At 74.7% G+C, this 14056-nt stretch carries 10 protein-coding genes; 3 read left to right on the top strand and 7 right to left on the bottom strand.

The window, feature by feature from the left end; all coding sequences use genetic code 11:
• Nucleotides 1-67 precede the first annotated feature (67 nt).
• Nucleotides 68-1243 carry an amino acid aminotransferase gene (locus ACZ3ZE_RS26990; RefSeq protein ID WP_467261030.1) on the bottom strand — a complete coding sequence of 392 codons (1176 nt, stop codon included), beginning with the start codon at nt 1241-1243 and terminating at the stop codon, nt 68-70.
• Nucleotides 1236-2189 (bottom strand): DMT family transporter, encoded by a 954-nt coding sequence (locus ACZ3ZE_RS26985; RefSeq protein WP_467261028.1) that lies wholly within the window; start codon nt 2187-2189, stop codon nt 1236-1238. The genes ACZ3ZE_RS26990 and ACZ3ZE_RS26985 overlap by 8 nt, the downstream gene beginning before the upstream one ends.
• 147 nt (nt 2190-2336) lie before the next feature.
• Here ACZ3ZE_RS26985 and ACZ3ZE_RS26980 point away from each other — a divergent pair, with 147 nt between their 5' ends.
• Complete coding sequence (locus ACZ3ZE_RS26980) at nt 2337-2807, top strand: Lrp/AsnC family transcriptional regulator (RefSeq protein WP_329417861.1); 471 nt, start codon at nt 2337-2339, stop codon at nt 2805-2807.
• A 395-nt stretch (nt 2808-3202) separates the two neighbouring features.
• Complete coding sequence (locus ACZ3ZE_RS26975) at nt 3203-6562, top strand: S8 family peptidase (protein WP_467261026.1); 3360 nt, start codon at nt 3203-3205, stop codon at nt 6560-6562.
• Nucleotides 6563-6689: 127 nt separating this feature from the next.
• On the opposite strand, the gene ACZ3ZE_RS26970 is transcribed toward ACZ3ZE_RS26975, so the two are convergent.
• From ACZ3ZE_RS26970 to ACZ3ZE_RS26960, 3 genes are all read right to left on the bottom strand, one after another.
• Nucleotides 6690-7712, bottom strand: a complete 1023-nt coding sequence (locus ACZ3ZE_RS26970) for a polyprenyl synthetase family protein (protein ID WP_361179434.1) — start codon at nt 7710-7712, stop codon at nt 6690-6692.
• Between the two features lie 101 nt (nt 7713-7813).
• Nucleotides 7814-8965: a tetratricopeptide repeat protein gene (locus tag ACZ3ZE_RS26965; RefSeq protein ID WP_361179393.1), complete on the bottom strand. Its 1152-nt coding sequence runs from the start codon at nt 8963-8965 to the stop codon at nt 7814-7816.
• Between the two features lie 261 nt (nt 8966-9226).
• The gene (locus tag ACZ3ZE_RS26960; RefSeq protein ID WP_361628258.1) at nt 9227-10195 is read right to left on the bottom strand and encodes a winged helix-turn-helix domain-containing protein; all 969 of its coding nucleotides are present in this window, start codon (nt 10193-10195) and stop codon (nt 9227-9229) included.
• 85 nt (nt 10196-10280) lie between these two features.
• Here ACZ3ZE_RS26960 and ACZ3ZE_RS26955 point away from each other — a divergent pair, with 85 nt between their 5' ends.
• On the top strand, nt 10281-11462 hold the full coding sequence (locus ACZ3ZE_RS26955; RefSeq protein WP_467261024.1) for an alpha/beta hydrolase: 1182 nt from the start codon (nt 10281-10283) through the stop codon (nt 11460-11462).
• Here the strand turns inward: ACZ3ZE_RS26955 and ACZ3ZE_RS26950 are convergent.
• On the bottom strand, nt 11446-12327 hold the full coding sequence (locus ACZ3ZE_RS26950; RefSeq protein ID WP_361179387.1) for a diacylglycerol/lipid kinase family protein: 882 nt from the start codon (nt 12325-12327) through the stop codon (nt 11446-11448). The genes ACZ3ZE_RS26955 and ACZ3ZE_RS26950 overlap by 17 nt on opposite strands.
• A 68-nt stretch (nt 12328-12395) precedes the next feature.
• Nucleotides 12396-13991 carry an FAD-binding oxidoreductase gene (locus ACZ3ZE_RS26945; RefSeq protein WP_361628264.1) on the bottom strand — a complete coding sequence of 532 codons (1596 nt, stop codon included), beginning with the start codon at nt 13989-13991 and terminating at the stop codon, nt 12396-12398.
• Between the last annotated feature and the right edge of the window lie 65 nt (nt 13992-14056).

Raw genomic sequence — 14056 nt, 5'->3', positions numbered from 1 at the left:
CCACCAGCACCCGCGCGTCCGGGCGCCGCCCGTCAGCGCCGACGCCCGCGCGTCCGGGCGCCGCCCGTCACACCTCGCCGGTCGCCAAGGCGTCGGCGATGCCCTGGGCCAGGAAGGGGATGCGGTGGGCGGGGACGCCCGCGATGTTGATGCGGCCGGAGGTCGTGCCGTAGATGCCGGAGCGGCGCCGCATGCGGGCCATCTGGTCCGGCCTGAGCGGGAGCATCGAGAACATGCCCTTCTGCCGGGCCAGGGCGCTCGCCTGCCGCTCGTGGCCGAGCGCGCTCAGGTGGGCGACGAGGTCGGCGCGGTGGGCGGTGATGCGCAGGCGCATCGTCTCGAGTTCGGTGCGCCAGGCGGTCCGGAGCCGCTGGTCCGCGAGGACGGTGGCGACGACGGCGGCGCCGTGGTCGGGCGGCATCGAGTACAGGGTGCGGGCGGCGTTCTGCAGGGTGGTCTCGACGTGCCGGAGCGTCCGCGCCGAGCCGCCGAGGACGATGGCGCAGCCCGTGCGGTCGCTGTAGAGGCCGAAGTTCTTGGAGCAGCTGACGGCGATCAGCACCTCGGGGAGGCGTTCGGCCAGCAGGCGGGTCGGGGCCAGGTCGGCGTCGAGGCCGTCGCCGAGCCCGTGGTAGGCGAGGTCGACGAAGGGGACCCAGCCGTTGGCCGCGGCGAGGCCGGCGATCTCCTCCCAGGCGTCGGCGGAGGGGGTCACTCCGGTGGGGTTGTGGCAGCAACCCTGAAGCAGGACGACGTCACCGCGCCCGGCCTCCCGCAGGTCCGCGAGCATGCGCGCGGGGTCGAGCCAGCCGTACGTGCGGACCCTGAGGCCCGCTCCTTCCAGGATGGGGCGGTGGTTGACGTACGCGGGGTCGCTGATCCACACGGTGGCGCCCGGGCGGGTCTGGCGTACGAGGTCGGCGAGGAGGCGCAGGGCGCCGGTGCCCGCCACGGTCTGGACGGCCGTCGCCCGTCCGGTGAGGTCCTCGCCGCCGAGGACCATGGTGAGCATGGCGCGGTTGAAGGCGGCGTTGCCGGAGAGGCCGAGGTACTCCTTGGAGCCGGAACGTTCCGCCAGGCGTATCTCGGCTTCCTTGACCGCGGTCATGACGGGGGTGGTGCCGGTCTGGTCGCGGTAGACGCCGAGGACGAGGTTGAGCCGCTCGGGGCGCGGGTCGGACGCGTACTCGGCGGTGAGGTCCCACAGCGGGTCGACGGGCGGGGCGGGGAGGAGCTCAAGCATCGGGGGAAACCTCGGCTCGGGGGCGTCGGTTGGCGAGGACGACGCCGAGGGTGATGAGGGGGACGCCGACCACGACGGGCAGGGTGGGCGGCTCGTCGAGGAGGAGCGTCGCGAGCAGGACGACGACGGCCGGGCTGAGGCTGCCGACGACGGAGCTGCGTTCCGGGCCGAGCCTGCGGATGGCGAAGGCGTACAGCAGTCCCGCGCACAGTCCGACGCCCAGGCCCTGCACGACGAGGAACAGGGTGATGTCGGCGCCGGTGGCGTGGGCGAGTCCGGACGGCAGGACGCCGGTCAGGGTCAGCAGCGCGATGACCGCGAGCGAGGGCAGGCAGAGCAGGCCGATGGATCCGATGGGGTCCAGATCCACTTCGCGCAGGCCCACCGTGTAGAGCGCCCACAGGCCGCTGGCGACGAGCAGCGTTCCCGTGCCGAGCAGGGCGTCCGCGTCGAAGGCCGCCAGGTGGCGCCACACCAGGGCGGCGACGCCCGCCACGATGAGGGCGAGGCCGGCCGCCTGCGTGCCGCGCGGAACGCTCTTCCCGCCGGCGACGACGAGGGCGGAGACGAACAGCGGGACCATGCCGGGCACGATCGCGCCGACGAACGCGGCCGAGGTCAGGGAGCCGCCGTACATGGCGGCGAGGAAGAACGGGACCCCGGCACCGCAGATGATCTTCAGGGCGGGGCCCGGGCGCACCGCGGCCAGGCGGCGCCTGCGCCGCCACAGGGCGGGCGCCAGGACCACCAGGGGTACACCGAAGCGCAGCAGGGCGGCGTCGGCGGGCAGCAGGGTGGAGGTGCTCAGAGCGCGGGCGCTGAGCGCGAAGGCGGCCCAGATCGTCACGGTGAGCAGCAGGGCGGCCATGCCCACGGCCCGTGGGGAGAGCCGCCGGGCGGGCGGCGGTTCCACCGGCCGCGCCTCCGTCGTTCGCGTTGCCGCCACCAAAGATTCCTCCCGCTCGGATCCGTTCAGGCGGAACCGACAGCCGGACTCCCCCGATGAGCAACCGTAGAGCTTTCCGGTGGGCAGATGATTGCTAGTTCTGCCCTCCGGACATAGCCTGGGGGCAGAATCTGCCAAGGAGTGACGATGGACGCCGTGGACTTCCAGATCATCCACGAGTTGCAGGCCGACGGGCGCCTGTCGAACCAGGACCTCGCCGACCGGATCCGGCTCTCCCCCTCCCCCTGTCTGCGCCGGGTGCGGCGCCTGGAGGACGCGGGCCTGATCAGCGGCTACACGGCCACGGTGGACCAGGTCGCCTTCGGCCTGCCGATCACGGTGTTCGTCCGGATCCGGCTGGAACGCCACACCGCGGAGGCGGTGAACGTGTTCGAGGAGCACGTCGGGCTCATCGACCACATCCAGGACTGCTACCTGATGGCCGGCAGCAGCGACTACCTGCTGCGGGTCGTCATCGAGAGCCTGGAAGCGTACGAAGCGCTCGTCCGCACCCGGATCCACGCCATCCCCGGTATCGCGTCGATCGAGTCCAGCTTCGCCTTCGGCAGCGTCAAGCAGTCCCGGGTCTACCCGCGCCCGGAGCAGCCGTCCCGCTGACGCCGGCCCCCGCCCCGGAACAGGAGGCGGTTTCCCCTCCGTTCGATTACAGCCAATCGGAGTCCCACGCTCCGAGCTCGGGCGGGCCCGTCCGCGGAAAGCGCGCGGAGGCCCGCCCTGACGCCCATCCGACGGGCCCGACGTGCACCGCTGTCGCACAAGGGTCGCGCGGCGGTCACACAACGGTCACACGCCCATCGTCGTCCCATCGAACTGCGCGCCGCCACGGTGGCCTGAAGTCATAGGGATCAACGCCCGGCGCCCGTACCGGCGTTGATCACGCCCGTTCCGGCCTCGCATACTGCGCGGACCGGCGGCGGGCGACGTTGCGCCCCCTGGCCGGAATCGACCACACGACTTCATCACAAGCTCCTGGGGGAGACTTGCGTCCACATGTGAAGCGAGCACACGCCTTCACCATCGCGGCGGCCACATCGGTGGCCCTCGTCGCGGGAATGACCGGCCCCGCGACGGCGATCGCCGCACACGCGACCACCGCACCCGACACCACGCGCATCGGCGGCAACGAGCGGATCCCGCTCGTCACCGGCGACACCGTCGTGGTGAACGCCCAGGGCCGCATGGTGGCCTTCGAGGCCGCCGAGGGCCGTGAGCGCATACCCGTGCAGATCCAGCGCATCAAGGGCCGCACCCTGGTGGTGCCCAGCGACGCGCAGAGCCTCATCGCCTCGGGCCGGCTCGACCAGCGGCTCTTCGACCTCTCCGTGCTGACCGACCCGCGGCTGCGCGCGAGCCACCGCGCCGGGCTCAAGCTGATCGTGCAGTACGAAGGGGGCGCCACCGCCGCGCGGGCCGAGCTCCGCGCCGCCGGGGCCACGCCGTCGCTGCGCACCTTCCCGACCCTCAACGCCGACGCCGTCCGCGCCTCCCAGGACGACCTGGCCGGGGTGTGGAACGCGCTGACCGACCGCCAGCGGACCGGCCTGCGCGCCACCGCCTCCGGCATCGCCAAGGTGTGGCTGGACGGCGTGCGCGGCGCCCGCCTGGACCGCAGCGTCCCGCAGATCGGCGCCGACAAGGCGTGGGCGTCCGGCTACGACGGCAAGGGCGTCAAGATCGCCGTCCTCGACACCGGCGTCGACAAGACCCACGAGGACCTCAAGACCCAGGTCGTGGGCGAGAAGAACTTCTCCTCCTCCCCCGACACCGTGGACCGGGTCGGACACGGCACGCACGTGGCGTCCATCGCCGCGGGCACCGGCGCCCAGTCCGGCGGCCGGTTCAAGGGCGTCGCCCCGGGCGCCAAGGTGATCAGCGGCAAGGTCCTCGACGACCAGGGCTTCGGTGACGACTCCGCCGTCATCGCGGGCATGGAGTGGGCCGCGGCCGAGGGCGCGGACGTGGTCAACCTCAGCCTCGGCAGCGGCGACTTCCCCGGCGTCGACCCGCTGGAGGAGACGGTGAACCGGCTGACCGCCGAGAAGGGCATCCTGTTCGCCATCGCGGCGGGCAACGAGGGTGAGGGCGGCAGCTCGACGGTCGGCTCGCCCGGCAGCGCGGACGCCGCGCTGACCGTCGGCGCCGTCGACAAGGACGACCGGCTCGCGCCCTTCTCCAGCATCGGCCCGCGCGCCGGTGACGGGGCCGTCAAGCCGGACCTGACCGCGCCCGGCGTCGCCATCACCGCGGCGGCCGCCGCCGGCAGCATCATCGACCTGCGTCCCGGCACGCCGCATCCGGCACCCGGCTACCTGCAGATCGACGGCACCTCCATGGCGACCCCGCACGTGGCGGGCGCGGCGGCGATCCTGAAGCAGCGGCACCCGCAGTGGAAGGCCGCCGAGCTCAAGGGCGCGCTGACCGGCTCCACCAAGGGCGGTGCCTACACCGCGTTCCAGCAGGGTTCGGGCCGCGTCCAGGTCGACAAGGCCCTGGAGCAGAGCGTCGTCGCCGAGCCGGTGTCGCTGAACTACGGCACGGCGCAGTGGCCGCACGCCGACGACCGGCCCGTCTCCAAGAAGCTGGCCTACCGCAACCTCGGCACCACCGACGTCACCCTCGACCTGTCGGTGGCCACCACGGACCCGGCGGGCAAGCCGGCCCCGGCCGGGTTCTTCACGCTCGGCGCCTCGCGGGTGACCGTGCCCGCCGGCGGGACGGCCGAGGTCGACCTCGTCGCCGACACCCGCATCGGCGACGCCGACGGCACCTACTCGGGCTACGTCACCGCCACCGCCGGCGGTCAGTCCGTCCGTACGGCCGCGGTGGCCGTACGGGAGGCCGAGTCGTACGACGTGACGCTCAGGACCATCGGCCGCGACGGCGCCGACGCGCAGAACTTCGCCAGCACCCTCCTCGGTGTCGGCGGCTCCGCCGCGGGCTTCTACACCCGCGTCGACAACGAGCCGGGCACCCACAAGATCCGGGTGCCGAAGGGCTCGTACACCTTCAACACGGCGGTCTACGTGGACCCGTCGGACTACAGCAAGGGCACCGACTGGATCGCCCAGCCCAAGCTGGACGTCACCGGTGACATGACCCTCGTCGCGGACGCGCGCACCACCAAGCCGGTGGAGCTCACCGTGCCCGGCATCGAGCGGGCCGACTTCGCGGGCACGTACTACGAGCGCAACACCGAGAGCGGTCGCGTCGGCAACGGCTGGGTCCTGCGGGGCTTCACCGGTTTCCGCACCGCCCACCTCGGTCCGGCCGTCACCGACGGCTCGCTCCTGCAGACCTGGGACGCGCACTTCCTCAAGGACGCCACCAGCCAGTACTCGGTGGCCTACGGCGGCCCGGTGAACACGGTCGCGACCGGCTACACCAAGCACGTGAAGGCCGACGAGCTGGCGACGCTCAAGGTCGGTCTCGGGGCCTCCGCCCCCGGGAAGAACGCCGCTGTCTCCCCGTTCCCGCAGCTGCCGGGCGCGCCCGAGGGCAACGGGTTCTGGGCGGCTCAGGCGGCGCCGGGGACACGCACCTTCTACGTCTCCACCGGTGACGGCGTCAAGTGGCTCACCCGCTTCGGCCAGGAGGGCCCGCCCGACAAGTGGGGCTACCCGGCCTTCGAGGGCAGCCTGGAGATGACCCGGGCGAAGCGCTACGAGTCCGGACGCACCTACGGCGAGACCTTCAACACCGGTGTCTTCGGCCCGCTCCTGAACGAGAAGGAGGGCGTCTTCCGTACCGCTCCCGACCCGGCGACGGGCGAGCAGCAGATCGTCGGCGCCCTGTCCCTGTTCGCCGACGGCAAGGGCCACAGCGGGTACAGCCCGTCCACCTCGGCCACGTCGACGCTGTACCGCAACGGTGTCAAGGTCGCCGAGAACGACGACCCGCTGACCGGCCTGAAGGCCTTCACGGTCGACGGCGGCGACGCCGAGTACCGGCTGACGACCTCCGTGGAGCGCTCGGCCGCCCTGGCCTCCGCCTCCACCCGGATCGAGACGGGCTTCACGTTCCGCTCGGCGCAGGTCGCGGCCACCACGGCGCTGCCGGTGTCCACGGTCCGCTTCGCGGCCCCCGTCGACCTCACCTCGCGCGCCCCGGAGCGCCTGCCGGTCCTCGTCCCGGTGACCGTGCAGGGCGCGGCGGCCGGACAGAACCTCAAGTCGCTCTCGGTGTCGGTGAGTTACGACGACGGGAAGACCTGGCAGCGGGTCGCCGTCCGGGACGGCCGGATCGCCGTGGTCAGCCCGGCGAAGGACCGCGGCATCTCGCTGGCCGCCGAGGTCACGGACAAGCAGGGCAACACGTCGACGCTGACGATCCACAACGCGTGGTACGGGAAGTGACGCCGACGCGTCCCCTCCGCCTCACGCGCTGACCGACCGGGCCGCCGACACGGCCCGACACGGCGCCACCACCCCCGGGTGGTGGCGCCGTTCGGTCATGTACGGGCGGCCGGCGGGGAGCCGCCGGTCACCAGGTGCGGTCGAGCACGTGCGTGAACAGCGCGTCCAGTTGCCGTACGGCCGGGTGCGCCAGCGGGGTGTCACGCAGGGCACCGCGCGCGGCGTCCAGGTGCCGGCGCGCCTCGTCCCGGGTCGCGGCGCGCCCGCCGGCCTCCTCCACGAGCGCCGCCACGAGTTCGGCTGAGGCGGCGTCGACCGGCCCGGGGGGCGACAGCAGCGGGACGAGTGCGCGGGCGATCTCGCCCCCGCCGGCCAGGGCGACGAGGACCGGGTACGTCTTCTTGGACCGGCGCAGGTCGGCGTGGACGGGTTTGCCGGTGACCGCGGGGTCGCCCCAGATGCCGAGGATGTCGTCCACCGCCTGGAACGCGAGGCCGAGATGGCGCCCGGCCCGGTCGAGCGCGGTCACGGTCCGGTCCGGGGCGCCGCCGAGCACCGCGCCGAGCGCGAGCGCGCAGCCCAGCAGGCTCCCGGTCTTGTGCTCGGCCATCGACCGGTACTCCTCCGGTGCGACCGCGCCGGGCCCGTGCCAGGGGCGCTGCTCGAAGCGCAGGTCCTCCGCCTGCCCGGACACGAGGGCATTGAGGGTCCCGCAGAGGCGCCGGACCGCGGCCCCCGCGTGGCGGCCCGGGGCTTCGGCCAGGACGGCCACGGCCTGGGCGTGGAGCGCGTCGCCCGCCAGGACGGCCGGGCCCGTCCCGTACGCCTTCCAGACCGCGGGGCGCTGCCGGCGTAACGCGTCGGCGTCCATGATGTCGTCGTGGAGGAGGGAGAAGGTGTGGACGAGTTCGACCGCCACCGCTCCCGGGACGGCGTCGGCGGCGTCGGCCCCGACGGCCTCCGCGCCCAGGACGACGAGGGCCTGCCGGACGCCCTTGCCCTCGGATCCGCCGGGGTCCGGGGTGCCGGACCGGTCGGCCCAGCCGAGGCCGTACGCCGCCATCTCGCCGATCCAGGGATGCAGGCGGCCGACCGCCTCCGCCAGTGCGGGCCGGGTCAGTTCGCGGGCGCGCTCCAGGACGCCGGGCACGGCCGGGGCGGGACGGCGGGAGGCGCGGGGGACGGTCGGGGCCGGGCCGCCTGCCGGTCCCGCGGATGTGCGGACCGGCGGGGGCTGCGTGGGGAGGGCGTTCACCGCAGCGCCGCCACGTCGGCCGCGCGCAGGGCCTCCGCCCCGACGGCGGGCAGCACCGGTTCGGTGGGCCCCCGTCCGTCCGTGGCGGGGTCCGGCAGCGGGCCGACCCCGAGTTCGGCGGCGGCCTTGTCGACCATGTCGCGGGCGTGCCGCAGCCCGATGCGGTCCAGCGTCGCGCGCAGTTCGGTCAGGTCGGCGGCGGTGTGCGCGGTGGCGCGGCCCAGGCGGGCCTCGGACTTGACGAGCCCCAGCCGCGACAGCGCCGTCCCGCGCGGCTCCTCCATGCCGCGGAACTCCTCCAGCGCCTGCGCGTACAGGTCGCGGGCCTCCGCGTAACGGCCCGCCCGGTAGAACACGTTGCCGCGCATCTTGTGGTTGTACGCGAGGGCGCCGGCCAGCTCGATCTCCCGGCAGGCCTCCTCCGCCCGCGACAGCAGGGACAGGGCACGGTCCACGTCCCCGTCCCGTACGGACACCACGTCGGCTATCCCCCGCAGGGCCCACGCCCAGCCGCGCCGGTCCTCGGCGCGGGACGCCGTCTCGGCCGCCTCCTCGAACAGGGCGAGAGCCTTGTCGTAGGAGCCGGTGTTGCGGTGCATCTGGGCTATGCCCTCCAGCGCCCACACCGTGTGCCGGGCCTCGCCGCGGCGGCGGGCCTCGGCGAGCAGCTGCTCGTGCAGCCTGCCCACGGCCTCGTAGTCGCCCTGGATGCGCCCGGTCTCGGCGAGCCCGGCCAACGAGTAGCCGCGCACGACGACGTCCCCGCCCCGCTCGCCCGCCTCGGCCGCCAGTCCCAGCAGCCGGTACGCCAGCCGGAGCGCGCCGCGCTGCCGGGCCAGCGTGCCGCCGCTCCACAGGGCCCAGGCCATCGCCCCCTCGTGCCCGGCCCCGCGCGCCGCCCGGTAGCTCGCCTTCCAGGCCCGGTCGGCCTCCTCGATCCGCCCGAGCCTGCGGCATGCCTCGGCCACGGCGAGCCCGCAGCGCGCCACCTCGCCGAGGTCGCCGGACCGCTCCGCCGACCGGAGCTCCTCGATGCCCTTGGCGAGCACCTCGGGCAGGGAAGCGTTCACCGACAGCGACCCGAGCGCCCCCTGATACTCCGGCGCGGACGCCTTCTCCCGCGTCACCGCGCCCACCTGACCTGCCATCAGACCCTCCTCAGGCCGGCTCGACGATCAAGCCGGCACGAGGATCAAGACGGTGCTCACGCCCCGGGGTTCCCGCTCGGCCGCAAAGATCCCTCTCGGTAGGGGCACGGGGTCATCCTCAAGTGCTACGCGGGGGCCGGCCGGTCCTCAACAAGAGGGACGCCAGGGGGCGGTGGGAGGTGGCACGGGGCGTGGCACTGCCTGCTCGGGGTTCACGCAGTGCCGGGCCCGGCCGACGGCGGGGCGGAGGCCCGAGGTCCCCTACGGGCCGGTGTCGACGACCAGCAGCGTCCCGAGCGGCGTCCGCTCGTGCGTCACCGACCTCCCCGTGCGCCGCGTCGTGACCAGGCCCGCGCCGCGCAGCGCCGCCGCGTGGGCGGACGCCGTCGCGTTGCTGACGCGCAGGGCGCGGGCCAGGTCCGTCGTGGTGTGGGGTGCGGCGAGGAGGCGGAGGAGTTCGGCGCGGGTGCGGCCGAGGACGGGCGCCAGGGCCTCGTCGCGCGGGGCCGGCCCGTCCGGTACGGGCGGGAGGCCGGGGCCCGCCGGGTAGGTGAGGACCACCGGGCGGCCCGGCAGGTCTTGGAGGAGCGGGCCCGCCGGGTGGTGGAAGGTCGGCAGCAGGACCAGGCCGCGGCCGGCGAGGCGCACGTCGCGGGTCGGGGCGCCCGGCCACTCCCACACGCCCTCGTGGAAGCGGCTGCCCGGGGCGAGCGCGGTCAGCGCGGCGGCCACGCCGTGTTCCGCGACGGCCAGGGCGTGGCGGGCGAACTCGTCGCGGTGCAGGTCCTGCACGACGGACCACACCGGGGCGAGCACCGTCTCGTACGCGGCGTGCTGGGCCCGGCGCACGGTGCGCCACGCCGTCTCCTCGCCCGCGTGCAGGCCGCGGATCCAGCGGGGCGCCGGCGCCGCCCCGTACACCCGCTCCAGTTCCGAGCGGACGGTGCCGGGGCTCGTCGAGCGGATGCGGGCGAAGCCGGCGGCGAGCGTGTCGCCCTCGGCGCCGAGGTCGAGGAAGGTGGGCGGGCGGCCCGCCGGGACGAGGTCGGCGAGCGGTTCGGAGGCGGCCGGCAGGGAGCGGAGCACCCGCCCGCGCCACGGTGCGAACAGCGGCGCGCCGTGGGGTGCGAGGGCCGTCGTCAGGGCCGCGTGCAGCTCCTGCAGGGGGGCCGGGCGGGGCGCGAGGCGGAGCCCCGCGATGTCGTCCGCCGTGCAGTGGATCCGCAGCACCCGCACCCCTCCTCGCTCGCCACCAGCCTTTCGGTCAGGGCCTGAACCCTCGCACGGAGCCCCCTCCCGCCCCAAGGATGCCGTCATGACCACGAACCACGCCATCAGCCGCCGCACCCTGATCAGGGGCGCGCTCCTCGGCTCCGCGACCGCTGTCCTCGCCGCGGCGGGGGCGGCGCCCGCCGGGGCCTCGGCCGCCGGGCGCGCCGGGGCGCCGCTCCGGCTTCCGGCGCCGACCGGGCCCCACCCCGTCGGCCTGCGCACCGTCCATCTGACCGACCCCTCCCGTACCGATCCGTGGGTGGGCGGGGTGCGGGAGGTGATGCTCACGGTCCTGTATCCGGCCCGTACCGTACGGGGCTTCCCGCGCGCCCCGCAGCTCTCCGCCACCGCCGCCGGGGTCTTCGCCGACTACGCCCCGCTCGTGCATCCCGGGCTGCCGGAGCCGGGGACGGTCGACTGGGGCGCGGTCCTGACCCACGGGCATGTGGGCGCTCCGCCGCTGCCGGGCCGGCGGCCGGTGCTGCTGTACAGCCCGGGCGGCGGCGACTCCCGCACCCTCGGCACGGGCCTCGCCGAGGATCTCGCGAGCCACGGCCGGGTCGTCGTCCTCGTCGACCATCCCGGGGACGCGACCCAGGTGGAGCTGCCGGGCGGGCTGCGGACCACGGTCCTCTTCGGGCCGCCGGACCCCGCGACGTTCCGCACGATGATCGACACCCGCGTCGCGGACCTCCGGTTCGTCCTCGACCGGCTCGGCGGCCTGCCGACGGCCTCCGTCATGGACCAGGGGCGGATCGGGGCGTACGGGCACTCGGCCGGCGGCACCGCCGCCGTGTACGCGGCGCACGACGACGCGCGGATCCGCGCGGTGGCGAACCTGGAGGGCTTTCTCGACCTGCGCCCTCTCGACGCCCCGGCCCGTTTCGACCGGCCCCTGCTGCTCTTCCGCACCGACGGCTTCGAGGCCGCCGCCCGCATCGACCGTTCCTGGGCAGGCCTGCGCGCCCACCGCGCCCTGCTCCCGCACAGCAACCACGGAGCGTTCACCGACTACGGGGCGCTCGTCCCGCAGCTGCACGCCGCCGGGCTCGTCACGGACGCCGCGCGGACCACGCTGGTCGGCGGGGGCGACCCGGCTCTGACCAGGGCGGAGCTCCGGCTCCGGGTCGGGGGTTTCTTCGCGCGGCACCTCCTGCGGGGGTGGGGGACGGCAGCGGGACGACGGCGTGACCGTACGGCCTGGTCGGTCAGGCCAGGACCTTGAGGGCGGCGGGGCGGACCCGGAGGGTGACGGGCAGGGTCGCGTCGACCTCGCCGTCGGCGCCGTACGGGAGGGGGCGGTCGGCCTCGATCCGGATCTCCTTGCCCCGCAGGATCTCGACCTCGGGGCGCTGCACGTGCGCCCCTGTCTTCAGCTCGTTCATGAGGGCGAAGAAGAGGTGCTTCGGCGCGTGTTTGATGACGACGACGTCGAGCAGACCGTCGTCGACGCGGGCGCCCGGCGCGACCTTCCGGCCGAAACCGTAGAAGCCGGAGTTGGCCGCGACCACGGTGTAGCCGGTGCGTTCGTGGCGTGTCCCGTCGATCGTGATCCGGTAGGTGGCGGGCTTCCAGGCGAGGACCGCCCGCAGGCCGCCCGCGTAGTACGACGCGGCGCCGCGCAGGACGCGGGAGGCGTTGGCGTGGCGGTTGGCGACCGCGTCGACGCCCGCGTACACGCTGCCGAGGATGCAGGTCCGCTCGTGCCGGGCGGACTCGACCTCGATGGTGTCGACGGCCCGCGGTTCCCCGTGGAGCAGGACCTTGGCGAGGCCCGGGGCGTCGGTGGGGAGCTCCAGGGCGCGGGCGAAGTCGTTGCCGCGGCCCGCCGGGACGAGACCGAAGACGGTGTCGGTGCCGCTGAGCGCGCCGCCGACGGTGCCGGCCATGCCGTCACCGCCGACGGCGAGCACGACGTGCCCCTTCGCTCCCGCCTCCCTGGCGAGTTCCCGCGCGTGTTCCAGGCTGCGGCTGTAGACGGTGTCGAGTTCCGCGCCCGCCTCCCGCAGCAGCCGGGCGAGCGGGAGGAGGCCCGCCGTGCCGCTGGAACCCCCTGCGGTGGGGTTGACGACGGCGGTGAACTGTCGCATGGATCTGGCCTCCGGGCGGCAGGAGAAGGGTCGGGAGGAGGGAGCAGAAGGAGCGGTGCGTGTGCTGTTCAGCGGATCGGGATCAGGACCCCGGGGCTCAGCACGCCGGACGGGTCGACCTCGGCCTTGACCGCCTGCAGCATGCGGATGCCGAGGGGACCGATCTCGCGGGCGTAACCGTCGCGGTGGTCGGTGCCGACGCCGTGGTGGTGGCTGATGGTGCCGCCCGCCGCCAGGATCGCGTCGTTGGCCGCCCGCTTCACCGGCGCCCAGTGGGCGACGGGGTCCTCGCCCTGCGCGGAGACGACCGTGAAGTAGAGCGAGGCGCCGTTCTCGTACGTGTGCGAGATGTGGCACATGACGAGCGGCGGGGTGCCGGCCTCGGTGAGGGTGCGGGTCAGGGCGTCGCGGACGGCCGCGTACAGACCGGGGATCGCGGACCAGAAGGCGGCCGTCTCCAGCGTCTCGGCGAACGCGCCGGCGTCGAGGAGCGCGTCCCGCAGGTAGGGCGCGTTGTAGCGGCCGTGCTCCCACTTGTCGCCGGGTTCCTCGCCGATGAACTCGCCGTCGCAGGCGAGGAGGAGTTCGCGGACGGCGGCGCGGCGGGCGGCCGTGTCCTCGTCCGTGCCCTCGAAGCCGACGATGGCCATGCAGCCCGGGTTCTCCGGGAGCGCGGAGTCGCCGATGGCGTCGGGCTGCGCGAGGCCGATGAAGGTCTCCGACTCGTCGGACAGGCGCAGGACCGTGGGCCGCGGGCCGTCCTGGGCGACGCGGCGCAGGGCGGCCGTGCCGGCCTCGAAGGAGGCGAAGCGCCAGCCCTCGTAGACCCGTGTGCGCGGCAGCGGCCGGATGCGCACGGTGACCGCGGTGATCACGCCGAGGGCGCCTTCGGAGCCGAGGATCAGCTGGCGCAGGTCGGGGCCGGCGGCCGAGCGGGGGGCCCGGCCGGTCTCCAGGGTGCCTTCGGGGGTGGCGACGGTCAGGCCGAGGACCATCTCGTCGAAGCGGCCGTAGCCGGAGGAGGCCTGGCCGCTGGAGCGGGCCGCGGCGAAGCCGCCGACGGTGGCCCATTCGAAGGACTGCGGGAAGTGTCCGAGCGTCCAGCCCCGCTCGTTGAGCAGTTCCTCGCAGCGCGGGCCGCGCAGGCCGGGCTGGAGGGTCGCGGTGCGCGACACCTCGTCCACGGTGAGGAGCTGGTCGAGCCGGCGCAGGTCCAGCGCGACGAAGGGCCGCTCGGTCGTGGGCGCGAGGCCGCCGACGACGGAGGTGCCGCCGCCGAACGGGACGGCGGACAGGCCGTGTTCGGCGCAGGCGCGCAGCACGGCGAGGACCTCGTCGTGACTGCCGGGGAGGACGACGACGGCGGGGATGTCGTCGACCTCGCCGGCGCGGATGCGCAGCAGGTCGGGGGTGGACTTGCCGCGGGTGTGCCGGATGCGGCTCTCGGCGTCGTCCCGTACGCCGTCCGGTGCGGCGACGGCGGCGCGCAGCGCGTCGTTCGCCTCGTCGGTCAGGGCCGGGGCGGGCGCCTCGATCTGGTCGAGGGCGGACGGGCCGCTCTCGCGCGGGGTGACACCGAGCAGGTCCCGCAGGAGGCCGGTGACCGACTCGGGCAGGGGCGCCGCCTTGGCCGGGTCGCCCCAGCCGCTCCACAACATGTCCACTTCGAGAGGTTCCTCACGGTCTGTTTCACGGACGGCGCTGCCGAACGGCCTGCGCTGGCATTACA

The sequence above is a fragment of the Streptomyces sp. NPDC023157 genome (assembly GCF_055560575.1).
Note: the sequence above shows the minus strand (reverse complement) of the source record. Positions and strands in the feature narration are given on the sequence as shown.

What these genes read in the sequence shown, in the direction of transcription:
- ACZ3ZE_RS26990 (WP_467261030.1), bottom strand. Translation starts at nt 1,243, where the DNA reads ATGCTTGAGCTCCTCCCCGCCCCGCCCGTCGACCCGCTGTGGGACCTC.
- ACZ3ZE_RS26980 (WP_329417861.1), top strand. Translation starts at nt 2,337, where the DNA reads ATGGACGCCGTGGACTTCCAGATCATCCACGAGTTGCAGGCCGACGGG.
- ACZ3ZE_RS26965 (WP_361179393.1), bottom strand. Translation starts at nt 8,965, where the DNA reads ATGGCAGGTCAGGTGGGCGCGGTGACGCGGGAGAAGGCGTCCGCGCCG.
- ACZ3ZE_RS26955 (WP_467261024.1), top strand. Translation starts at nt 10,281, where the DNA reads ATGACCACGAACCACGCCATCAGCCGCCGCACCCTGATCAGGGGCGCG.
- ACZ3ZE_RS26950 (WP_361179387.1), bottom strand. Translation starts at nt 12,327, where the DNA reads ATGCGACAGTTCACCGCCGTCGTCAACCCCACCGCAGGGGGTTCCAGC.